Annotated in this window: 17 protein-coding genes; 12 read left to right on the forward strand and 5 right to left on the reverse strand. The window is 63.3% G+C overall.

What is annotated here, in order from left to right:
* The first annotated feature begins 41 nt into the window (after positions 1-41).
* The 5 genes from HALLA_RS08280 to HALLA_RS08300 all read left to right on the forward strand — a co-directional run bounded on the left by HALLA_RS08280 (position 42) and on the right by HALLA_RS08300 (position 5408).
* Entirely contained in the window at positions 42-1139 is a 1098-nt protein-coding gene (locus HALLA_RS08280) for a hypothetical protein (RefSeq protein ID WP_049952904.1), read from the forward strand.
* A gap of 191 nt (positions 1140-1330) precedes the next feature.
* Positions 1331-2074, forward strand: a complete 744-nt coding sequence (locus tag HALLA_RS08285) for a hypothetical protein (protein WP_049952905.1) — start codon at positions 1331-1333, stop codon at positions 2072-2074.
* Between the two features lie 499 nt (positions 2075-2573).
* On the forward strand, positions 2574-4211 hold the full coding sequence (locus tag HALLA_RS08290) for a hypothetical protein (RefSeq protein ID WP_049952906.1): 1638 nt from the start codon (positions 2574-2576) through the stop codon (positions 4209-4211).
* 10 nt (positions 4212-4221) lie between these two features.
* Positions 4222-5034 carry an ABC transporter ATP-binding protein gene (locus HALLA_RS08295; RefSeq protein ID WP_049952907.1) on the forward strand — a complete coding sequence of 271 codons (813 nt, stop codon included), beginning with the start codon at positions 4222-4224 and terminating at the stop codon, positions 5032-5034.
* 68 nt (positions 5035-5102) lie between these two features.
* On the forward strand, positions 5103-5408 hold the full coding sequence (locus HALLA_RS08300; protein ID WP_049952908.1) for a hypothetical protein: 306 nt from the start codon (positions 5103-5105) through the stop codon (positions 5406-5408).
* A 44-nt stretch (positions 5409-5452) separates the two neighbouring features.
* Here the strand turns inward: HALLA_RS08300 and HALLA_RS08305 are convergent, their stop codons facing one another.
* Together HALLA_RS08305 and HALLA_RS08310 are read right to left on the reverse strand one after the other, a co-directional pair.
* Positions 5453-8194: a heavy metal translocating P-type ATPase gene (locus HALLA_RS08305; RefSeq protein WP_049952909.1), complete on the reverse strand. Its 2742-nt coding sequence runs from the start codon at positions 8192-8194 to the stop codon at positions 5453-5455.
* 51 nt (positions 8195-8245) lie between these two features.
* Positions 8246-9046, reverse strand: a complete 801-nt coding sequence (locus tag HALLA_RS08310) for a sulfite exporter TauE/SafE family protein (RefSeq protein ID WP_049952910.1) — start codon at positions 9044-9046, stop codon at positions 8246-8248.
* A gap of 275 nt (positions 9047-9321) precedes the next feature.
* On the opposite strand from HALLA_RS08310, the gene HALLA_RS08315 reads away from it, so the two are divergent.
* The 3 genes from HALLA_RS08315 (at position 9322) to HALLA_RS08325 (ending at position 13952) form a co-directional block, all read left to right on the forward strand.
* Positions 9322-9744 carry a universal stress protein gene (locus HALLA_RS08315; RefSeq protein WP_049952911.1) on the forward strand — a complete coding sequence of 141 codons (423 nt, stop codon included), beginning with the start codon at positions 9322-9324 and terminating at the stop codon, positions 9742-9744.
* Between the two features lie 328 nt (positions 9745-10072).
* Positions 10073-12415 (forward strand): amino acid permease, encoded by a 2343-nt coding sequence (locus HALLA_RS08320; protein WP_049952912.1) that lies wholly within the window; start codon positions 10073-10075, stop codon positions 12413-12415.
* A gap of 118 nt (positions 12416-12533) precedes the next feature.
* A complete protein-coding gene (locus HALLA_RS08325; protein WP_049952913.1) occupies positions 12534-13952 on the forward strand; it encodes an MATE family efflux transporter in 1419 nt (472 codons plus the stop codon).
* A 32-nt stretch (positions 13953-13984) separates the two neighbouring features.
* Here HALLA_RS08325 and HALLA_RS08330 read toward each other — a convergent pair whose 3' ends face one another.
* From HALLA_RS08330 to HALLA_RS08340, 3 genes are read right to left on the reverse strand one after another with little or no spacing between them, the layout of a single operon-like run.
* Positions 13985-14818, reverse strand: a complete 834-nt coding sequence (locus HALLA_RS08330; RefSeq protein WP_049952914.1) for an undecaprenyl-diphosphate phosphatase — start codon at positions 14816-14818, stop codon at positions 13985-13987.
* Positions 14815-16701 (reverse strand): glutamine--fructose-6-phosphate transaminase (isomerizing), encoded by a 1887-nt coding sequence (gene glmS / locus HALLA_RS08335; protein WP_049952915.1) that lies wholly within the window; start codon positions 16699-16701, stop codon positions 14815-14817. The genes HALLA_RS08330 and glmS overlap by 4 nt, the downstream gene beginning before the upstream one ends.
* A gap of 2 nt (positions 16702-16703) precedes the next feature.
* The gene (locus HALLA_RS08340) at positions 16704-17876 is read right to left on the reverse strand and encodes a sugar phosphate nucleotidyltransferase (protein ID WP_049952916.1); all 1173 of its coding nucleotides are present in this window, start codon (positions 17874-17876) and stop codon (positions 16704-16706) included.
* 174 nt (positions 17877-18050) lie between these two features.
* On the opposite strand from HALLA_RS08340, the gene HALLA_RS08345 reads away from it, so the two are divergent.
* The 4 genes from HALLA_RS08345 (at position 18051) to HALLA_RS08365 (ending at position 22216) form a co-directional block, all read left to right on the forward strand.
* Positions 18051-18902: a TatD family hydrolase gene (locus tag HALLA_RS08345; RefSeq protein WP_049952917.1), complete on the forward strand. Its 852-nt coding sequence runs from the start codon at positions 18051-18053 to the stop codon at positions 18900-18902.
* 92 nt (positions 18903-18994) lie between these two features.
* Complete coding sequence (locus tag HALLA_RS08350) at positions 18995-19573, forward strand: DUF2150 family protein (RefSeq protein ID WP_049952918.1); 579 nt, start codon at positions 18995-18997, stop codon at positions 19571-19573.
* Between the two features lie 147 nt (positions 19574-19720).
* On the forward strand, positions 19721-20326 hold the full coding sequence (locus tag HALLA_RS08355; RefSeq protein ID WP_049952919.1) for a GNAT family N-acetyltransferase: 606 nt from the start codon (positions 19721-19723) through the stop codon (positions 20324-20326).
* Between the two features lie 207 nt (positions 20327-20533).
* Positions 20534-22216, forward strand: coding sequence for an acyl-CoA mutase large subunit family protein (locus HALLA_RS08365; RefSeq protein WP_049952921.1), 1683 nt, complete (start codon positions 20534-20536; stop codon positions 22214-22216).
* The last annotated feature ends 28 nt before the right edge of the window (positions 22217-22244 follow it).

Here is a 22244-nt window from a genome sequence, read left to right on the forward strand (position 1 = left end):
ACCGACGACCGAAAGACGACTGATTCACGACACAACCTACAATGAACGACACGACGTTTGCGGTGCTCGGAACGGGAGGTATCGGCCGACGAACGCTCGAGGTGAGCCAGCACAAAGACGGGCTCACGCCGGTTGCGGCGTGTGACCGCCACGGCGTCGCGATGGATTTCGACGGACTGGACGTCGACGAACTGCTCGAGGCGACCGAAGGGAACATCGACAGCGGGCCGGGAACTGATGGGACCCGAGGAACTGACGCGTCTAGAGACGACGACCTCGAGACGGACGGCGGCGCGGCGGCGTCGTCCGGCGTCAAACAACACGGCGAGAACGCGGGCGTCGTCGCATCCGCGCAGGCTCGCCCGTCCGAGGATCCGATACAGGAGATTATCGACCACGGCGACGCCATCGATGCCGTCTTGCTGGCGCTGCCGAACTACGAACACGACTTCATCCCGCGGGTTGCGGATCGGTTCATAGCGGGCGGCTACGCCGGCGTGATGGTCGACGTGCTCAAACGCTCTCGAGTCATCGGGATGCTCGACGAGCGCGCGTCGGCGTTCGAGGACGCCGGAATCACGTTCGTCTGCGGCGCCGGCGCGACGCCCGGGTTCCTCACCGGCGCGGCGGCGCTCGCTGCCCAGTCGTTCGTCGAGGTCGAGTCCGTCGACATCTGGTGGGGCGTCGGCCTGAAATCGGGGTACGAGGACAACCGCGGCACCGTCAGAGAGGATATCGCCCACCTGCCGGAGTACGATATCGACACCGCCCGGACGCTCTCCGAGGACGAAATCGAGGCCATCATCGACGACCACGACGGCGTCCTCGAGTTCGATGATATGGAGCACGCGGACGATGTCTTACTCGAGCGGGCTGGCATCTGCGACGCCGAGGACGTGACCGTCGGCGGAATCCTCGACGTCGAACACGACGAGAAACCGACGACGACGACCGTCTCCGTGACCGGCACCACGTTCGACGGCGAAACGGGGACCAACACGTTCGAACTCGACGACGCCACGAGTATGGCGGCGAACGTCAACGGACCGGCGATCGGCTATCTGAAGACTGCCGTCTGCCGAAACCGGGCCGGCGAGTACGGCGTCTTCGGTCCCGCCGAACTGATGCCCGGCTTTTGAGCGCTCGAGACCAATTTTCTCCATCCTCCATCCATTAACTCGAGCCGGAATTTCGTTCGCTCCCATCCGTTTCGCTGACCAAAAAACACTTGTTAATTAAGTGACTAATGGGCGATAATGGAAGAAACAATCCTCGGAGCGGCGTTTAGCGGTGGGTTGTTTCTGTCTTCCTCTGGTTCGGTCGCCGAGCCATGAGAATCAGGCGGGCGCAGACCGCTATTTCGACCGTCGACACCGGCGGGGCACCAGATCCGGTCGGTGGTCGCGAAGAGACCGTCGCGGGCGAGCTTCGCGTCGAGAAATCGGTGAACGAAAACAGACGAGGCGAGACGGTCATCGAATCGGCGCCGATCGGACTCTTGCTCTGGCGCATTCGCTCTCGAAGCGACCCCTCGGACGGGTGGACGACGGTCGAAACCGGCCTCGAAGCCGGCGAATTCAGCATCGATACCGGGAACGAAACGATCCGCGTCGACGCGGACTGGCTCGTCGACCAGCACGGCGATACTTCGCTCTGGTCGCTTTCCGCTGCCGATCTGAAGGGATACGGCGTGCGGGAATCGCTTCTGGCCAAAACGGGGTCGCTCTCGGAAGCCGTCTACCTGCAAAACGATCGGGATACCGTCTCGCTGACGAACACGGATATCCTCTCCGCCGAGGTCGGCGACGAGATCGAACGGACGGGCCAACAGTATCAACTCGAGACGTGGTCCCTCCCTGACGGTGCGTCCTGTACCGTCCACGGCGAACTGATCGTCGACCGCGGTGACATCCGAATCCGCGGATCCGACGACGTTCCGATGACGATTGGCGACGACGGTCCCGAATCGCTCGAACGAACGCTCCGCGGAGAGCTGTTCACGTCCGGCGTGTACGCGGCCGGATCGCTCCTTGCCTCGCTCGGCTTTCTGTACGTCTCCGTCGCAGTACTGTGAGCAGGTGCTTTCGGAATCATTTCGGCGCACCCCCGAAAACCGATCGCTCGAGCCGGCGACTGCGCTCATAATCATGAAGCGTGCCCGGAAACGGTGATGGTGGTGCCGTTTCCGGGTGGAAAACCCATGGTATTCGCTCGAACGGTCTCACGGTCTCGTGTTGAGCGTGGGTAGGGATCGCCCGCTGTCTGGCCCGTTTCGGGCCACCACATCCCACGCGGAGCACCGCTAACACAGTTTGCCACGAATTCGCAAGGTGGGAATTTCGCTCGAGGCGTCAGTTTGGTCACGCTCGTGTTCGTAGCGGAGATGGCGGAAATCCACGCGGATACGCGATTGGAATTGAGTGGACGCCTCGAGTGTGCCCACACCCGAGCGAGTATCGCACCAGACATCTTCCTCGAGACTACTTCGGTCCGATGAGAAAGAATATACACCGGCCTCGACAACACTCCTGACGGATATAACACAAATCTCTACGGGACGTTTCAACTAGGAAATGACTGAGCCATGGATCAAAGCGAGCGCCCGAATCGCGCGGACCGAGTGGAGACGCCGTCGGCGGGAAGTGGCGGCCGGAACGCAGCGCACGCGGCGACGAGTGCTCCTCATCGCGATGGTCGCACTCGCCGTTGTGTTCGGAGCGGTGTCTCGATCCGCGGGGGCGTCGATCGCGGCGAGTGGATCGATCCCTATCGACTTGCTGGGAATCGGCGCAGGCCTCCTGTTCGGAGCGCTCGCGTTGCGAAGTTCGAACGTTACGCGCGCGAGATTCGAAGGTCTCGACTCCGACTTTCTCCTGACGACCGTCCCAGCGAGAGCGCCAGCGCTGGGGCTGCTCGTGTTCGTCTTCGCCCGCATCGGCGTCTTTCTCGTCGGGCCGGCCGCGGGCGTGGCGGTCGGAACCGCGCTCGGACTCCGGTCGCCGCTGGTTGGGCTAACGATCTTCGCGGCGATCACGGGAATCACAGCACTGGCCGTCGGCGTCGGCGTGGCCAGTAGGCTCGCCGCACAACTCGTCGGCCGACGGCTGGCTCGAGGGAACTTCTACCGGGATCTGCTCGTCGTGTTCGGCTGGGTCCCGGTGCTCCTCGCGTGGCTCGTCCTTGATTCGACATCGATATCGGTCGCGCCGCTGCTCGAGCGGTTCGACTCGCTGCCGATGACGTGGATCGTCGACCTGGCGTTCCTCGGTGCGACCGGACTCGGCGTCGACGGCGCTCGCGCACTGGCTGCAGTCGGGACGCTCGCGCTGGCGGTGCCGCTCCTCGTAGGTGTGACAACGGTTCTCGTCGAGCGACTCTGGGTTCGAGAAGCGAGCGGGTCCACGGGGCCCCACGGCTCGCACTCGCTCGTCAAAGAGGGGTGGCTCGAGAAACTACTCGGCGACTACGTTTCGCGTCCCGCGCTCACCGTCGCTCGAGAACGGTGGGTCACGGAGCGACGCTCCCCGCAAGGGGTTCTATACACAGCATACGTCGTCTTTTTCATGGGTATAATACTGATGCCGATGTTCACTATCGTTGGAACGCCTCTTTTCTTGTTTCTGGTGCTAACGCTCGGACTCGTGACTGGCTTTGCCTTCGGATCGGATCCGATCGGGGTCAAATATCGCGTTCTTCCCATGCTCTTGACGACGATCGGTGGACGACAATTCGTCGGCGGCTTCCTCGTCGCTGCACTCGTTCCCGGCGTTCCGATCGTTACCGCCATCGTTCTTCCGCTCGGAGTGCTCAGTTCCGCCAGTCTTCTCGAGACTGTGGCGCTCGCTCTTATTGGCGTAACCCTCTGTGCGTGTACCGCTACGGTCAGCCTCGCTGTCGAGATGGGCGTCGATCGCGACCGGTTCAGCCCTGTTTCCGGGTTCTTCACTAGCGCTCCAGTGTACACGGAACCGGGTGTCTCGGCATTCGTCCGAATGGCATGTGTCTTTGGGATCGTGACGGTCACCGCCGTTCCTGCCTTGCTGGGGTACTCCTCACTGGGTTACGAGAGCACGATAGTACGCCAAATCGGGATGCCGACCGATGTCGTCCGGCTCGGTTCGCTCTTTCTCACGATACTTCTCGCAATCGTTGTCTCAAGAATTGCGTTCCAGATAGCAGTACACCGGTATCAGAAGTACCAGCTCAGGTGAGTTCCAACCGATGACTGACGAAACGAACGAATCCGAAATCGAGGAATCGAGAGCGAACGTCCGACAAACAGATGCTGAGAGAAGTGACCACCGGTCGATTTCCACGGATAATTTGACGAAAGAATACGACGGGACCACGGCCGTCGACGGCCTGAACCTCGAGGTCGAACCGGGAACCGTGTACGGCTTTCTCGGGCCGAACGGCGCGGGGAAGACGACCACGATAAAGATGCTGACTGCGCTGATTCGGCCGACCAGCGGCTCCGGTCGCGTGGCGGGGATCTCGATCATCGACCGGGAGCAACTCGTCGAACACATCGGCTACCTGCCCGAATCGCCGCCGATCCACGAGGAACTCACGGCTCGCGAGCAACTCGAGTACCACGGCGGGTTACGGGGGATGGGTCCCGCGGAAATCGACGAGCGCATCGAATCGCTACTCGAGCGACTGGACCTCGCGGCGGATGCCGACGACCGGATCGTGACCTATTCGAAGGGGATGCGCCAGAAGACCGGGTTGATACAGGCGATCATGCACGAACCGGACGTCGTCTTTCTGGACGAACCGACCTCCGGGCTCGATCCGCGAGCCGCGCGGACGGTACGGGAGGTGATCACCGAACTGGCGGCGTCGGGAACGACCGTGTTCCTCTCGACGCACATCCTGCCCGTCGTCGAGCGGATCGCCACCGAGGTCGGCATCCTCTACGAGGGCGAACTCGTCGAAGAAGGCGATCCCGAGACGCTGGTCGAACGGATGGAAACCGGCGACGATTCGACGCTAGAGGACGTCTTCCTCGACGTGACGACCACGGCCGAGTAGGATACACCCGAATCGTGTGGGAGACATATAAGTCTCTGAACGTCTTTTGCCCGACCAGTTGATTCGAGATGATCGGAACGACGCCGAACCGCGACATCGTCGACTGGGAGCGCTCGGAGGACGACGGAACCACCGTCTACACGATCGAGTACGATGCACCCGTAACCGAGCCGACGTTCCAGTCGTCGAGCCTGTTCGGGACCAGCACCGGTGGACCGGTTCCGGCCGACGACCGCGAAATACGGTTCCCCGACGGCGAAACGTTCCCGGCGAACGAACTCTCATTCGATGCCGAGGGAACGACGCTCCGCGTTCGCCACGGCGGCGAGTCGATCCTCGGCCGAATTCGTCGGGTGCTGTTCCCGTGGTTGTGACGGGCGGGATACTGCTTCCGTGGTTGTGACACCGAAACTGCTGTTCACTCCTCCTCGAGCAGCGATCGGGCGGAGTTCGTCACGACGAGTAAACTGCTCGCGCCCATCGCGACCGCGGCGAAAAGCGGGTTGAGCACACCTGCAACCGCGAGCGGAATTGCGACGCCGTTGTAACAGAACGCCCAGCCGATGTTGGTTTTGACGCGCCGATCGGTCGCTCGAGCGAGCTCGAAGACCGTCTCGACCGACGAGAGGTCGTCGTCGACGAGCGCGACGTCGGCCGCGTCGGCGGCCATCGCCGTGCCGCCGCCAAGCGAGATCCCGAGGTCTGCGGCCGCGAGCGCCGGCGCGTCGTTGGTCCCGTCGCCGACCATGACCGTCTCGCCGGTTTGCTTCAGTCGTTCGACCGTCTCGGCTTTCCCCTCCGGCGGAACGCCAGCGAAGACGCGGTCGATAGCGTCCTCCTCACGGAATCGATCCGCCGCTCGAGCGTCGTCGCCGGTCAACACGACGATGTCGATGTCGGCCTCGGAAATCGCGGTGAGCGTCTCGTCCCACTCCTCGCGGAGTTCGTCGCCGACGACGATCGCGCCCTCGGCCGCCCCGTCGCGACCGACGGCGACCGGAACGCGCCCGGTTTCTCGGGCGCTCGCGATCTGTTCTGCAATCGTCTCGGGCACCGTCCAGCCGCGGGCGGCGAACAGGTCCGGGTGCCCGACGACGACCTCCTCGCCGTCGACCACGCCCGAGACACCGTTGCGGTGGCTCTCGAAGGACTCCACGGAGTCGCTGATCGAGCCCGCCGAAGCCGGGTCCCCGGCCAGCGAACCGCCCGACTCGTTGCCCTGCGAATCAATCGGCTCGTCACCCGGCGAATCGGCCGACGCGTCGCCCTGTGGGTCGGACAAATCGTCTACCGTTCGCCGCTGTTCCCGTTCGTACGCCGTCAGTTCGCGACCGTCGTTGCCGTCGTCCGGTACCTCCGCTTGTTCCTGGGACGTGCCACCGTCGGTGATCCGCTCCGGTCGATCCCACGCGGTCGCGATAGCCCGTCCGATCGGGTGGGCGGACTGGGACTCGAGCGCCGCGGCCTTCTCGAGGAGGGAAGAATCGAGACTCGAGTCGTCGGTCGAAGCGTCGAGGCCCTTGTCGTCGGTCGAAGCGTTCGAAATCGTTTCGACGACGCTCATCTCGCCGGTGGTCAGCGTCCCGGTCTTGTCGAAGACGATCGTCTCTGCGTTGCGGATGCGCTCGAAGACGCTGTCGTCAAAGACCACGATCGAGTTCTCGAGCGCGTCCCGGATGCCGGCGGCGACCGCCAGCGGGGTCGCCAGCCCGAGCGCGCACGGACAGGAGACGATCAAGACGGTGAGCCCGTCGAGCAACGCATCCGTCACGCCCGCACCGAGTACGAGGCGAACGGCGGTGACGACGACCGCGAGCGCGAGGACGACCGGAACGAAGATCGTCGCCAGTTTGTCGGCGAGTTTCTGGATGCCGTGGGTGCCGCTCTGGAGGTCCCAGACGAGTTCGGTGATCCGGTCGAGACTGCTCGTCGCGTCAGGACCGACCCGAACGGTCAGCGCGCCGTCGGCGACCATCGATCCGCCGACGACATCGTCGCCGAGCGTCTTTCTCACGGGTAATGACTCGCCGGTGACGACCGCCTCGTCGACCGAGGCGTCGCCGTCGACGACCTCGCCGTCGATTGGAATTCGTTCCCCGGTTCGGACGAGCACGTGATCGCCGGACTCGAGGTCCTCGAGCGGAACGTCCTCCGAGACTAGACCGTCCTCGGTCCCCGAAGCGGATGTGGATGCGGACGCATCCGCACCTCGACGGACGCGTCGAGCCTGATCGACCTGGACGGCGGTCAGATCCGAGAGGCGTTCGGTCGCCTTGCGCTTGATCGAGGACTCGTAGTAGCCGCCGGCGCTGACGATGACGATGATGGCGACGGTCACGTCGTAGTAGATGTGCTGGCCGCCGGTGATGACCGCCAGCGTGCTGTAGACGTACGCGCTGAGAGCCGCGATGGCGACGAGCAGATCCATATTCGGCCGGCGGGTCTTCGCGCTGACGTACGCACCCTGGAGGATCGGCTTGCCGGTTACTAACAGGATGATCGTCGTCAGCGCGGCGATAACCAGGTAAAACACCGCCGCGCTCTCGTGGGCGAGTGCGTCCTCGATGAACGTCATCGTCCCCTCGTCGTAGAACAGGCCGCCGAAGTAGACGGGGTAGATGAGCACCACGTACTGGAGCATTACCATCATTCCCATCAACACACCTACGATGACCCGTCCGATGGCCCAGTTATCCGCCTGCCGTCGGCTGAACGCGTCGTCGCGGGAGTAGGCACTGTAGCCGAGTCCGCTGATAGAATCGCGCAACTCCGCTTCGGAGACCGTCTCCGGGTCGTGATCGATTCGAACCGTGTCCGTCACGTAACTCGAGCTAGCGTTGCTAACCCCGTCAGTTCGTTCAGCGGCGGACTCGATGAACGCCTCGCAGGTCGCACAGTGCATGCCGTCGACCTCGAGATACGTCGCCTCGTGATCGTCCGGTACGTCCCGCCCGGCCTCGAGCGCGTCGTCGCCATCGGATTCCGCCCGGCGCTCGCGGACATCTTCGGCCTCGATATCTTCGACATCTCCCAGGGCTTCGTAAACATCTCGACAGCCCACACAGCAGAATTCGTTTCCGTCGCCGTCGCTGACGTCGACTCCCTCCGTCGGGAGTTCACAGAGCGTACAGCCGTCGGCCGTCGTTTCGGTGTCGGTCATGGATCGGTCAGCCGTGCGTTGGCGGTCGGGACTGCGGTCCGCACGAGTCGGTCAGTGCTGGTGGGAACCCCCCATCGTCGCCGCGTCGAGGCCGTCGTAAAACGGCAGCATCGGATGCGGGATGTGGTAGCCGAGACTCATCAATCCGTGAGCGAGCAGGACGTACCCTAACGCGACGAACGCGACGCCGAGCAAGCGGTGTACCCGGCGGCGGTGAACCGCGTCGACGGCCTCGATGACGGTTCCGTAGGCGAAGACCGCGGGAATCGTTCCGACGCCGAGCGCGGCGAGTGCGAGTCCGCCCCCCAGCGGCGACCCCATCGCGAACGCGTACAGGAAGGCGGGATAGAGGATCGGGCAGGGCAACAGTCCGTGAACGGCTCCGAGCCCGACGATTCCGGGGCCGTTGGCCAGCCGGTCGACGTGGGTCGCAAGCCAGCCGCTGACCCGCTCGAGGCCGGGGATCGAAACCCCGCCGGTCGTGCGCCCGAGGAGGTAGTAGACACCGATGGCGACGACGAAACCGCCGACGAGGACGCCGACGCCGCCGCGGGCGACGTCGACTATCGGGGTCAGCGACTCCATCGTAACGAAAAACAGGCTCCCGAGTGCGCCGAAGAGAGCCCCCAAAAGCGTGTAACTCGCCGTCCGGCCGATATTGAACAGCGCGTGCTGGCGAACCTCGTAGGTCGAGAGGTGGCCATCGGCTCGAGCGCCGCCCTCCCCGCCGTCCATTCGGCTCGCGTAGATGGTCACCAGCGGCCCGCACATTCCGATACAGTGAGCACCCGCGAGAACGCCGATGACTACGAATAACGCGACGTCGACGCCAAGGAGTGTGAACGGGTCCATTGGAAATCCATCCTCGAGAGATCGGTCGTGTGCGACCTACTGACCGAAGGAGGTAATGGGTTTCGTTGTTTCCCATCGTATCGGATCGATGCGGGCAGTGCGCTCGAGTCGAAACGACGGCCATCAGATGCCCTCGAATCGAACCTGAGATCAGCGAAGCGTATCACGTGGCGACGGAAGCCCCCATCCGCGAAGACAACCAACTAAGACCACGGGCACGAACGTAGGGGTATGTGCGCTCTCACGGAGACGCCCGAGCCTCGAGGTGACCGCCAGTGGTAGCGTCGCTGCTAGACCGACCGCTCGTTCCAGTCGCGAACCCCGACGACGCCGCGACGACCTACGAAAAGCTTCGACCGTACTTTTTGGAACAAGATATCGATGCCACCGTCGTCAACGTCATCGAAAAAGCCGGCGGTGCGCCGGATAAAGCGGGCGTCGAACAACGCCAGGAACACGCCGAAGAGACGTTCGATGCCTTCGAAGAACCGGCGGAAACCGATGGCATCACGGTCGACACGGAGGTGCTGTACGGGACCGATATCGTGGACGCGATCAACGACGCCGCCGCAGAGGTCGACGCCTCCGCCATCGTCTTCGTCTCTCGAGGCGGCGGCCGGCTACTCGATCTGGTCTCCGGTAGCGTCCGCTCGCGACTCGTCGCCGAGAGCGACTTTCCCGTGATCGTCCTCCCCTGACGCGCGGATCGCCTTTCCCTGCCGTGGGGTTCGAACGTGCAATATTTCCCTACGGTGAGGTTCGAACGCGCGGGATCGGCGGGATCGAATCGGTCGGTTTCACAACCAATGCAAAAGGTTCAACTCCCCTCCCCCGCCGAACATCTATATTGACTCCCAGGAGATTCGGTTGGTCGACCGGTCGACAGTCACGTCGCGTCCGATCGGCGGATTTGACGAGTGTTTGTACAGGAACTCGTGGCAGATTCCGTCGAACACAGCGGATGACAGTCGTTCCCGGCGGCGACGTAGCTACAGGCGGTCGCTCGAGTACGGGCGGTGATCCACCATGAGTAGTGACGAAGAACTCGCAAAAGACCTTGGACTGTTCGCAGCACTGACGATTGGAATCGGGACGATGATCGGGGCGGGAATTTTCGTCCTTCCCGGCGAGGCCGTCGCGGATGCTGGACCGCTTACGATTCTGACGTTCATTATCGGCGGCGTCATCGCCATTTTCACCGCGCTCTCGGCATCCGAACTCGGGACGGCGATGCCGAAATCAGGCGGCGCGTACTTCTACGTCAACCGCGCTCTCGGGCCGCTTTTCGGTTCGATCGCCGGCTGGGCGAACTGGATCGGACTCGCCTTCGCCTCCGCGTTCTATATGTTCGGACTCGGAGAGTACATCAACGACTTCCTCGGCATGGGTGCGGTCGGCATCGGTCCGGTAACGCTCATGCCCGCGCAGGTAATCGGGCTCGTCGGGGCCCTGTTGTTCATCGGTGTCAACTACGCCGGGGCGAAAGAGACCGGGACGCTCCAGATCATTATCGTCACGGTGCTTTTGGGAATCCTGGGAACGTTCTCGGCCGTCGCGATTTTCAACGCTGACGCCGACTCGCTACGCCCCATCGCGCCGTCGGGAACGACCGGCGAGGTGTTGCCCGTCACCGGCGTCATCTTCGTCTCCTATCTCGGGTTCGTTCAGATCACGTCTGTCGCCGAGGAGATCAAAAATCCCGGCAAAAACCTTCCTCGAGCCGTTATCGGATCCGTTCTCATCGTGACGACTATCTACGCCGTGTTTCTTACCTTACTTCTTGCCTCGGTGCCCACAGAGCTCGTAAATGGTAATAAGACAGCCGTCGTCGACGCCGCTCAGCTCCTCTTCGGCCAGTATAGTATCTCCGGGTACGACCTCGGGGCGATCGGGGCTACTCTCCTGTTGTTCGGCGGATTGTTGGCGACAGCCTCCTCGGCGAACGCGTCGATTCTTTCCTCGTCTCGAATCAACTTCGCGATGGGCCGGGAGAAAATTGTAACGCCGAAGCTCAACGACATCCATCCGCGATTTGGCACTCCCTACAGGTCGATCGCGATCACCGGCGCTCTGATCGTGGTGTTCTTGCTCGTGGGCAACCTCGAGACCCTCGCGACGGCGAGTTCGGTGTTGCACCTGATCGTCTATGGCTTGCTCAACATCGCCCTCATCGTCATGCGAGAAGCCGAGCCGGAGGGATACGATCCCGATTTCGAGGTCCCGTTCTATCCGGTCGTTCCGATCATCGGTGCCCTCTCGTCGTTCGCATTGATCGTGTACATCAATCCGCAGATCGTGTTCCTGTCCGCGCTGTTCGTCCTCTTCGCTGCGGTCTGGTATCTCCTGTATGCCCGTCAGAAGGTCGAATCTGCCGGCGTCCTCGCTGGCTGGATCCTCGACCGCTCTGAGGAACTTCCCGACGCCGCCGTCTCGGCTGCCGCGTCGGTCCAGCCCGAAAAGAGCGACTACCGCGTGCTGGTGCCGCTTGCAAACCCGAGCAACGAAGCCCATCTGATAACGCTTGCCTCCGCCATCGCGAACGAGCGCGACGGAACCGTCGTCGCCGTCAACATCGAGCAGATCCCGGATCAAACGTCGCTCCAGAGCGCTCGAGAGCAGGGCGACTACGAGGCGGCTGAGCAACTCTTAGAGCAGGCACAGGCAGACGCCGAAACGTACGGAGCGGACATCGAGACCCACGTTGTCCTCTCCCACCGAGCCTTCGAGGAGGTGTTCGACACCGCAAGCCGCTACGGTGCGGACATGACGGTGATGGGCTGGGGTCCGGACTCCCACGGCGCACCCGGGCGCGCCGAAAGCGCCATCGACGAACTCGCTCACTCGCTTCCCAGCGACTTCCTGGTGTTTCGCGATCGAGGATTCGACCCGTCTCGAGTTCTCTTGCCGACGGCTGGCGGTCCGGATTCCGACCTTGCGGCGGCGGTCGCACACACCTTGCGCGACCAGTTCGACGCCGAGGTGACGCTGTTTCACGTGGCCGACGACCGCGCGCGCGGCGAGGAGTTCCTCAGAGCATGGGCTGGCGATCACGACCTCGAAGACGCCCACATTCGGGTCGAGACCGGCGACATTCAGACGCGTATTTCCGAGGCCGCCGCGGACGCGACGATGCTCCTGATCGGTGCCACGGAGCGAGGGCTGATTTCGCGACTCGTTCGCGGGTCGCTCGTCCTCGACGTCCTAGAGGAGGTCGATTGCTCCGTGTTGCTCGCCGAGAAAAGCCACAAACGAAGCATTCGCGAGCGGATCTTCGGGACCGACGACCACAATCGGACAGCCGAACGGACGGGATCGGACACTGCGTCACCACCGGCCGACGCCAAGAACCCACAGAACGAATCTAAATGATCAGTCCGCAGTGAACTGATAGTCGTTCGATTCGGTCGATCCACTTCTCGAGTCGTCCTTTCCGGGTCACGTTTCCGCCAACTCAATCCTTAATCCGCGAACGTTTGAAACCCACAGCGTGTTCGTCGTCCTTTCACTGACCAGTCGCAGATTCTGGCGGGTCTGGAAGCGCGTGTTCAGCCTGTCGTGGCCGGTGATGGCCGAGCAGGTGCTCCGGACGTTGATGCGGACGACGGATCTGATCGTCGCGGGCCTCTTTTCACCCGCTGCCATCACCGCGGTCGGACTCGCGGACATCTACGCTCGCCTTCCCCTTCGATTCGGAATCGGGATCGGCGACGGTGCGATCGCCCTCTCGAGTCAGGATACCGGTGCCGAGGCGGACGCGAACAGGGATCAGGCGGTATCGCAGGCGCTTTTGATCGGGATCATCGGGGGAATCCCGTTCGTGCTGTTCGGCCTCTTTCTCAACGAGTTTGCCATCTCGATTTTGGGATCGCTCGCCGAGGAGGGGGCGTTCGCGGACGTGATCGAGTACGGGAGCGTCTACCTCATGATCGTCATGCTCTCTGCGCCGGCGATCCACGTCAACTTCATCGCGGCGCGCTCGATTCACGGCACCGGCGACACGCGGACGCCGATGTACGTAAACGGCGTGGTCAACGCGATCAACATCGTCGCAACCGTCGGCCTCGCGCTCGGTCTCGGACCGTTTCCGGAACTCGGCGTCATCGGCATCGCGCTCGCGACCGCCGTCTCAGACTCGCTGGGCGCACTCGCCTTTCTGGCGATACTCTGGTCGCCGCTCAACGAGATTCAGTACGTCGTCCCGCGCCAGTTCGTCATCACGAAACAACTCGTCCTCATTAGCTGGCCGCGGATCGCCGAGGGGCTCACCGAGATGTTCGCCGAGTTCCCGTTCAACGCCATCCTGCTGGCGTTCGGAACCGAAGTCAACGCCGCCTACCACATCGGTCGTCGGATGTACCAGCAGGTCGCCTCGCCGCTCGCTCGCGGCTACGGCGTCGCCTCGAACATTTTGGTCGGGCAGGCACTCGGCCGCGGCGAGCCGGAAACCGCGTTCTACAACGGCCTGGCGGCGACCGGCCTCAGCACGCTTACGGTCGGCGGGTTCTGTCTGTTGCTCTTTTTCTTCGCAGAGCAGTTCGTGCTCGTGTTCACGAACGATCCGGCGACGGTGTCCTACGCCAGCGGGTTCGCCCAGGCCTACGCGATCGCCGCGGTGTTGATCGCCGCCTACCTCGCTCTCTCCGGATCGCTCCGCGGCGGGAGCGAGACGATTCCGCCGTTTATCGCCCGCGTGATAGGTACCTTCGTCTTCCTGCTCGGATTCACCTACGTGTTCGGCGTCGTCCTCGAGTACGGCGTCATCGCGGCCTACGTCGCCATCGTGCTGGACTTCGTCTTCCGAGTCGCGTACCTCGGGGCGATCTTCTACCGAAGGCGGTGGATCGATCGGGGTACCTCGATGATGCGAGAACGCGGGAGCATAGAGGAAGGGGCGACAGAAGATTGAGTCCGTCAGTCAAGGGCGAACGAAGCGTAGGTTCAGGCCGTAAGCAGCGCCACGCCACCACCGCCGACGATGGCTAAGCCGCCGAGGCCGAAACAGACGATCCAAAAGGGAATGCGCTCGACGACCCGCATCAAGAGTCCGATCGTCGCGTAACCGACGACCGCACTCGTTGCGATGGCGACGGCGGCCATCTCGAGGCCGATCCCCGGAACCCCGCCTTCGGTGACGAAGATCAACACGCCTGCAGCGATTCCCGCGGGGATCGAGAGCAGGAAGGAGAGTCGAAACGCGGAGGGTGCCTGATACGAGCGAAAGAGCAGGGTGCTCGTCGTCACACCCGAACGCGAAACGCCGGGCAGGATCGAAAGCCCCTGAATTCCGCCGACGATAACCGCGTCTCGGAGCGTTGGCTCCGTTCGATCCGCGAGATCCGTCGACTTCGAGGCGAGTTCTAGCACGCCGGTCAACACGAGGAGGACGCCGATGATCGCGATGAACAGGCCGCCGCGGAGTTCGCTGGCGATGTCGACCGCGAGAAAGTAGATCGGAAGGCCGATCGCCCCCGTCGCGATACTCGCGACGACGACGAACGTCGTCACCGCGTTCTGCCCGGTAAACGCCGACCGGGGGCGCCATTGGGGAACGGCCTCGAGACTCCTCCCGATCTCCTCGCGGTAGTAAAGCGTTGCCGAGAGCGTCGTTCCGAACTGCAAGAACAGCGCGAGTTGCAGGGCGTTATCTGGCGAGATGTCGAACAGCGTGAGAAACAGCGAGAGGTTCCCCTGCGAGGAGACCGGGAGCCACTCGACGACGCCCTGGACGATCCCGGCGAGGATCGCGACGAGGAGGTCCCAGTAATCGGTCATTCGACGGTCACGCTCTTGGCGAGGTTCCGCGGTTTGTCGATCGATCTCCCCATCTCGTTTGCCACCCAGTAGGCGATGAGCTGTAACTGGACGTTCGCGAGCACGGCGGCGCTGCATTCGTCGGTTTCGGGGATCCGGAGGACGTGATCCGCGTAGCGCTCGACGTCGGAAACGCCGTCGGTGACGACGACAACCGGTGCGTCTCGAGCCTCGACTTCCTTGATGTTCGAAATCGTCTTGCGGGCGGTCCCCCCGTCACCGGTCACGATCGCAAAGACCGGGGTGTCCTCGGTGACCAGCGCGAGCGGCCCGTGTTTCAGTTCGCCGGCCGCGAACCCCTCGGCGTGTTCGTAGGTAATCTCCTTGAACTTCAGCGCCCCCTCGAGCGCGACCGGGTGGTGCATCCCGCGTCCGATGAAGAAAAACGCCTGCGAGTCGACCAGTTCCGCGGCGATCGCCCGCGCACTCGAGGTGTCGAGTATCGTCTGTACCTGATCGGGAACGCGTCGCAGCGACTGGATGTCGTCGTGGGAGCTTCGACCGGTCAACGCGACGCTCAACAGCAACAGCGCGAGTTGCTGGCTGGCGAACGTCTTGGTCGCCGCGACGCCGATCTCCGGGCCGGCGCGAATGTACAGCGCGTGATCGGCCGCTCGAGCGGCCGAACTCCCGACGGTGTTGGTCACCGCGAGGGTCGTCGCGCCGGCGCGGTTTGCCTCCCGAAGTGCGCGTAGCGTGTCTGCCGTCTCCCCGCTCTGGGTGATCCCGACGACGAGCGACCCATCGTTCACCGGCACGCGGTCGGTCGTGAACTCGCTCGCGATGGTCGCCGTCGCAGGCGTCTCTTCCTGTTGCAATAGCGACGCCGCATAGAGCGCGGCGTGATACGAGGTTCCACAGGCAACGAACTGCACCGGCGAAGCAAACTCCTGCTCGACGACCGCGTCGAGTTCCTCGAGCGTCACGCTCCCCTGCAGTTCGTTCACTCGCCCCCGAAGACACTGCCTGAGCGACGAGGGTTGCTCGTGAATCTCTTTGAGCATGTAGTGGTCGTAGCCGCTCTTACCGGTGTCATCGGCGTCCCAGTCGACGGTCTGGACTGCCTTCTCGAGAGCGTTTCCGTCCGAATCGGACACCTCCCAGCCCGAGCTATCGAGCCGAACGAACTCCTCGTCCTCGAGGTAGACGACCCGATCCGTGTGCTCGATGAACGCGGGGACGTCGCTCGCGAGGAAGTAGCCGCTCGCTCGTTCGGGAGCCTCGCCGGATGAGTCGCCCTCGAGACCGAGCACGAGCGGCGACTCCTTGCGCGTCGCGTACACCGTTTCGTCGCCTTCGAAAACGGCCGCGATCGCGTAACTTCCCTCGAGGCGGTCGATCGCGCGGCGAAACGCCCGTTCGCGATCGCCCCTGTCTCGCTCGCCCATTCGATCATCACCGTCTCCCGACCCGAGATAGCTCGCGATCAGGTGCGGGACGACTTCGGTGTCGGTTTCGCTCTCGAAGGTGACACCGTCCGCTTCGAGTTCGTCGCGTAGCGTCCGATAGTTCTCGATGATCCCGTTGTGGACGATCGCGACGCGCTCGTCCGCGTCGGTGTGTGGATGGGCGTTCGTGTCGGTCGGCGGTCCGTGCGTGCTCCAGCGCGTGTGTCCGATACCGACCGCGGGGTCGCGAAGCGACCCGGTAGGCAGTGTGGACGTCAGCGACTCGAGTTCGCCCTCGGCTTTGTACACGTCGAGTTCGCCGTTCGCGAGCGCGACGCCAGCGGAATCGTATCCCCGGTACTCGAGGGTCGAGAGCCCGTCGAGCAAGACGTCGATCGCATCGGGAGCGGTGGCGTCGCTCCCGTCCGAACCGACGTAGCCGATGATCCCACACATTCCTATCGGACCTCCGTCTCGGACTCGACCGAACCGCGAACCGTCGTTCCCGCATGTATCGTCGCCTCGGAACCGACGATGGTCCCGGGGGCGTACGTGACGCCGCCCTCGTCTGTCGTCCGATCGGCGAGCAACGCGCCCAGTCGCTGTCCTTCGTGGACGGTCCTCCCGACGCGGACATCGCTAGGGCCGCCGATCACAGTGGACCCGACCCCGATTTCGACGCCGCGGCCGGTTACGCAGTCGAGGACGGTCGCGTTCGGTCCGATTCGGGTGTCCGAATCGACGACGCTGTTCTCGAGGGTCGCGTTCGGTCCGATAGTGACGTTGTGTCCGAGCGAGACGTACGGCCCGACGACCGCGCCCGGACCGATCACGCAGTCGGGGGAGACGATTGCCGGCTCGACGATGGTGGCCGACTCGTGAACCTGTGCGGAGGGAGACACGGCGTTCTCGATTGTCCCTGTATCGAACAGCGTTTCGGCGACCTCGAGGAGGTCCCACGGATACGTCGCGTCGATCCACATCCCCCCGGTTTCGGCCGCGTTGACCGTCTTCCCGCGCTCGAGTAGCAGCGAGAGGCCGTCGACCAACGAGTACTCCCCATCACGCGGATCGACGGCCGTGACGATGTCGATCGCGTCCGGTTCCAGCACGTAGACGCCCGCGTTCAGTCGGTAGCTCCGATCGTCCGTCGGGTTCTCGACGAGTTCTGCGACGGTACGGTCCGAGTCGACGATGACGCCGCCGTACGCCGTAACGTCGCTGGCCGCGATGACGCCGATGGTTCCGGCGGCACCCTCGTCGTGGCGGTCGATCGTGTCCTGAACGATCGACGCGTCGATCAACTGGTCGCCGTTGACGACGAGCGACGGTTCGTCGACGGTCGGCAGCGCGGCCTCGAGCGCGTGTGCGCTGCCGAGTTGTTTGTTCTGAATCGCGTACTCGATCGGAACGTCTCGGTAACTCGATCCGAAATGGGACTGGACGGAGGTGCGCCCGTAGCCGACGACCATCGTCAGCCGCTCGATACCGGCCTCGATGAGTTCGTCGAAGACGTGCTCGAGGATCGGTTTCGTCGCGGCGGGCAACATCGGCTTGGGCCGGTGTCTGGTCAGCGGCCGAAGGCGAACGCCCTCGCCCGCGGCCAGCACGATCGCGGATCGAACGGTCATTGGGTTACCCGGAAGAGGGCCTCGGGTGTATTTCTACTGGTTCAACGCACTGATCGAGGCTCGAGATGCGATCGTTTTCGATCGGGAGTGCAACCGGTAGCGGTTCGAGTCGCCACCCGATCAATCGGGGCGCAAGTCGGTGACTTTTCACTCGAGGGGGGCCCACTGTCAGGCATGATCGACGAGGATACGCCGGTGCTGGACAACCACATGCACCTGGACCCGGATCACGGCCGCGGCATCGACGCCGTCGAGGACTTCGCCCGGCTCGGCGGGACGCATCTGCTCGTCGTCAACAAACCGTCGTGGCACCTCGGCGTCGAAGCCGAGCGCGGCGAGGACTTCCGCCCGGTCTTCGAGCGAACGCTCGAGATCGTCGAAGCCGCATCGGACGTTCTCGACGGGCGGGCGTGGCCCGTCCTCGGAGTCCACCCCGGCCTCGTTTCGCGACTCGTCGACGAACGAGGGTACGCACCCGAGATCGCTCGTGACATCATGCAGGACGGAATCGACCTCGCGGCCGAGTACGTCGAGTCGGGCGATGCCCTGGCGCTGAAATCCGGTCGACCACACTACGAGGTCGACGACGCCGTCTGGACGGCCTCGAACGAAGTGATGCGACACGCGTTCGACCACGGTGGTTCCCTCGAGTGTGCGGTCCAGTTACACACCGAAGCGAGCGAGGCGATGCCGGAGGTCGCCGCGTGGGCCGAAGAAGCCGGGTTGCCGGCACACCGGGTCGTCAAACACTACGCGGCGGGACGTCTCGAGGGGCCGACACCGAGCGTGATGAGCGAGAAAGATCGGCTCGAGATCGCGGCCGAACGCGGCGAACCGTTTCTGATGGAAACGGACTTCGTCGACGACCCCGATCGGCCGGGTGCGGTTTTGGGGCCGAAAACGGTTCCCCGTCGCGTTCGCTGGCTCGTAGAGGAGGGGTACGAGAGGGCGGTCAGAATCGCCCACGTCGAAACGCCGGAGCGGGTCTACGGAATCGACACGGTGGACACGCTGACTCGCCCCTAACGGCCTCATCCCCGCGAAATCGGTTGAAGAGCACTTCCGACGAGCGACCCATGTAGAGAAAGGCATTTCAAGCGGCCGGTGTAGGTGTGAGTATGAGCAATCCCCCGACGGAGTTCTATTCAGCAGAACGATGGCAAAACTGGATCGGTCGCATTCAAGACGAGGACATCGATCCGGAAGACGAGGACTCGGCGCGCCTGCTGTTGAATCTGCAGGACGATACGGCGATCGCCGTCGCGAAAATCGTCGCTGCCTACGACGACGGGGAAATCGATCAGGAAACGGCACTCGAGGAAATTCAGGACGTTCGCGAAATCGTGCTCTCGGAAGTCGACATCGACGACGAGGAGAAACTGATCCTCGTCGACGGCGTCCAGACGAGTCTCGTCTGCGTCTTCTTCGCCGCCGAGGAGTACGTCGCGGACGGCCCGGCCGAAGACGGGACCGTCGACGACTATGTCGGCGCTGCCGCCGACGCGGAAGCCGAGGAGAACCTCGACGCGGCGCTGGGCTACGCCGCACAGGCTGGAACGCTGATCATCGATGGCGAGGAACTCGACATGTCGGTGGCAGAAGAACTCGAGTACGGCCTCGTCACCGAGTGGATAAACGGCCTCGACAGCCTTCAGAGCGCCATGAGCGACCCCGAGGTCGTCGAAGAAGACGAGTAGCGCGGCCGCGATACGTTTCTCCGATTCGTCCGCTTATACGGATGACTGAAAACATACGGCCGACTGGAATCCGGGGGCCGATCCGGTTCGGATGCGGCCTGTTAGACCCCACAAATGCTTTAGGGAACACGCCGCGTACGTGGAATCATGTACGTCCGAGATGCGAAAAACAGAGAGGAGGTCTGGCTTCTCGATCATATCGAGTCGATGGGGCTCGACGAAACGTCGTTTCGCTCTCGAGACTACGTCGTCGCGATCGACGAAGAGTCGGGGGAAAAGGCGGGGTTTGCTCGAATCCGCGTCCACAAGATCGACGACGACCAGTCCGACGACAAACCGGACGAATGCTGTGAACTCACGAGTATCGGCGTCCTCGAGACTTGGCGCGGCCAGGGCGTCGGCGCACACATCATCGAACGGTTAGTCGAGTACGCGGGAGACGACGGGTTCGAAACCGTCTATGCCCTGACGAGCGAATCCGCGTACCTGCGACAGTTCGGCTTCGAGCGGATCGACGAGAGCGCGCTTCCCGAACCGCTGGTCGACAGACTCGAGCAAAAGCGCGCCGGGATCGATCCGGAGGCGGTCCCCCTCGCGCTCGCGGTCGAATCGTTCGAACTCCCGAACCGGCTCAGGGAGGCGTTCAAGCGGGCGAGCGAACACGACGGATCGACGGACTCAAGTACTGAGTCGCCGGAGGATTTCGGTATCGATTCGGAGTCAGCCACCTACAAGTATGATACAGGACGATAACGATCACCAGGAGTGGATACGTCGGGCCCGAAACGAACGGACCGAACGGGGGCAAGCGGCGGATCCGACGATCCCAGTATTGCCGATTATCGCGTCCCTCGAGCGAACATCGCACCTCTCAGATCGACTCAGTCCGTTTCACGTCGGGGTCGACAATAGACGCGCGTTCATCAACTTTCAAGCCCCACCCGGGCATCGGTATCTATAATGTTCGATCCTGACGATCTCGAGAAGATCCGCGACGAGCGCGACGAGTGGGAGGAGACGGCGGTCGAACCGGTGATCGAGCGATTCGGGGAACGAAAGGAGACCTTTAGAACCGATACGGGGGGACAGGAAGTCGATCGACTCTACACGCCCGAGGATATCGCCGACCTCGATTATCGGGAGGACATCGGCTATCCGGGCGAACCGCCGTACACGCGCGGCGTCTACTCGACGGGCCACCGGGGCCGTCTCTGGACGATGCGCCAGTACGCCGGCTTCTCGACGCCCGAAGACACCAACGAGCGCTATCACTACCTGCTCGATCAGGGACAGACCGGCCTCTCGATGGCCTTCGACCTGCCGACGCAGATGGGCTACGACTCCGACGCGGCCATGGCCGCAGGGGAGGTCGGCAAAGCCGGCGTCGCGATCGACTCGCTCGAGGACATGCTCACCGTCTTCGACGGGATTCCGCTCGACGAAGTGAGCACGTCGATGACGATCAACGCGCCCGCGTCCGTCTTGCTCGCCATGTACATCGCGGTCGGCGACCACCAGGGCGTCGATCGGTCGGAACTCCGGGGTACGATCCAGAACGACCTGCTCAAGGAGTACATCGCCCGCAACACCTACATCTATCCGCCAGAGCCGTCGATGCGGATCATCACGGACATCTTCGACTTTTGCGCCGCCGAGACGCCGAAGTTCAACACGATCTCGATTTCGGGCTATCACATCCGCGAGGCGGGCGCGACCGCCGCACAGGAACTGGCCTTTACCCTCGGCGACGGCATCGAGTACGTCGAGGCCGCGATCGACGCCGGACTCGACGTCGACGACTTCGCGCCGCAGCTTTCCTTTTTCTTCAACGGCCACAACAACATCTTCGAGGAGGTCGCGAAGTTCCGGGCCGCACGCCGCATGTGGCACGACATCATGGACGAGCGGTTCGACCCCGACGACCCGAAGTCCAAACAGCTCAAGTTCCACACCCAGACCGCGGGCTCGATGCTCACCGCCCAACAGATCGAGAACAACGTCGTTCGGGTCGCCTACCAGGCGCTCGCGGCGGTGCTCGGTGGCACCCAGAGCCTTCACACCAACGGGAAAGACGAGGCGCTCGCGCTACCGACCGAAGAGTCCGTTCGAACCGCGTTGCGGACCCAGCAGATCCTCGCCCACGAGTCGGGTGCGGCCGATACGATCGATCCGCTCGCGGGCAGTTACTACGTCGAATCGCTCACCGACGAGGTCGAATCCGAGGCCTACGACATCCTCGAGGAGGTCGACGAGCGCGGTGGCATGCTCGAGGCGGTCGAACAGCAGTGGGTCCAGCGACAGATCCAGGACACGGCCTTCGACCGCCAGCGCGAAATCGAGGAGAAAGAGCGAATCATCGTCGGAGTCAACGAGTTCGAGGTCGACGAAGAGCCCGCGATGGACGTCGAGGAAGTGACCGAAGAAGACGAGCGCCGAAAAGTCGAGGGACTCGAGGCGGTCCGCGGCGACCGCAACGAGACGGCCGTCGAACGGACCCTCGAGGCGCTTCGCGAGGCGACGAACGGCGACGAAAACATCATGCCGTACATCATCGAGGCGGTCAAAGCCTACGCGACCGTCGGCGAAATCTGTGACGTGATGCGCGAGGAGTTCGGCGAGTATCAGGCCGCTGGCGCGGTGTGAACGGCTCAGATCACCGAGCTCCTACAAG

It is taken from the genome of Halostagnicola larsenii XH-48 (genome assembly GCF_000517625.1).
GTDB lineage: Archaea > Halobacteriota > Halobacteria > Halobacteriales > Natrialbaceae > Halostagnicola > Halostagnicola larsenii.

What these genes read in the sequence shown, in the direction of transcription:
- HALLA_RS08280 (WP_049952904.1), top strand. Translation starts at nt 42, where the DNA reads ATGAACGACACGACGTTTGCGGTGCTCGGAACGGGAGGTATCGGCCGA.
- HALLA_RS08285 (WP_049952905.1), top strand. Translation starts at nt 1,331, where the DNA reads ATGAGAATCAGGCGGGCGCAGACCGCTATTTCGACCGTCGACACCGGC.
- HALLA_RS08290 (WP_049952906.1), top strand. Translation starts at nt 2,574, where the DNA reads ATGACTGAGCCATGGATCAAAGCGAGCGCCCGAATCGCGCGGACCGAG.
- HALLA_RS08295 (WP_049952907.1), top strand. Translation starts at nt 4,222, where the DNA reads ATGACTGACGAAACGAACGAATCCGAAATCGAGGAATCGAGAGCGAAC.
- HALLA_RS08300 (WP_049952908.1), top strand. Translation starts at nt 5,103, where the DNA reads ATGATCGGAACGACGCCGAACCGCGACATCGTCGACTGGGAGCGCTCG.
- HALLA_RS08305 (WP_049952909.1), bottom strand. Translation starts at nt 8,194, where the DNA reads ATGACCGACACCGAAACGACGGCCGACGGCTGTACGCTCTGTGAACTC.
- HALLA_RS08310 (WP_049952910.1), bottom strand. Translation starts at nt 9,046, where the DNA reads ATGGACCCGTTCACACTCCTTGGCGTCGACGTCGCGTTATTCGTAGTC.
- HALLA_RS08320 (WP_049952912.1), top strand. Translation starts at nt 10,073, where the DNA reads ATGAGTAGTGACGAAGAACTCGCAAAAGACCTTGGACTGTTCGCAGCA.
- HALLA_RS08330 (WP_049952914.1), bottom strand. Translation starts at nt 14,818, where the DNA reads ATGACCGATTACTGGGACCTCCTCGTCGCGATCCTCGCCGGGATCGTC.
- glmS (WP_049952915.1), bottom strand. Translation starts at nt 16,701, where the DNA reads ATGTGTGGGATCATCGGCTACGTCGGTTCGGACGGGAGCGACGCCACC.
- HALLA_RS08340 (WP_049952916.1), bottom strand. Translation starts at nt 17,876, where the DNA reads ATGACCGTTCGATCCGCGATCGTGCTGGCCGCGGGCGAGGGCGTTCGC.
- HALLA_RS08345 (WP_049952917.1), top strand. Translation starts at nt 18,051, where the DNA reads ATGATCGACGAGGATACGCCGGTGCTGGACAACCACATGCACCTGGAC.
- HALLA_RS08350 (WP_049952918.1), top strand. Translation starts at nt 18,995, where the DNA reads ATGAGCAATCCCCCGACGGAGTTCTATTCAGCAGAACGATGGCAAAAC.
- HALLA_RS08355 (WP_049952919.1), top strand. Translation starts at nt 19,721, where the DNA reads ATGTACGTCCGAGATGCGAAAAACAGAGAGGAGGTCTGGCTTCTCGAT.
- HALLA_RS08365 (WP_049952921.1), top strand. Translation starts at nt 20,534, where the DNA reads ATGTTCGATCCTGACGATCTCGAGAAGATCCGCGACGAGCGCGACGAG.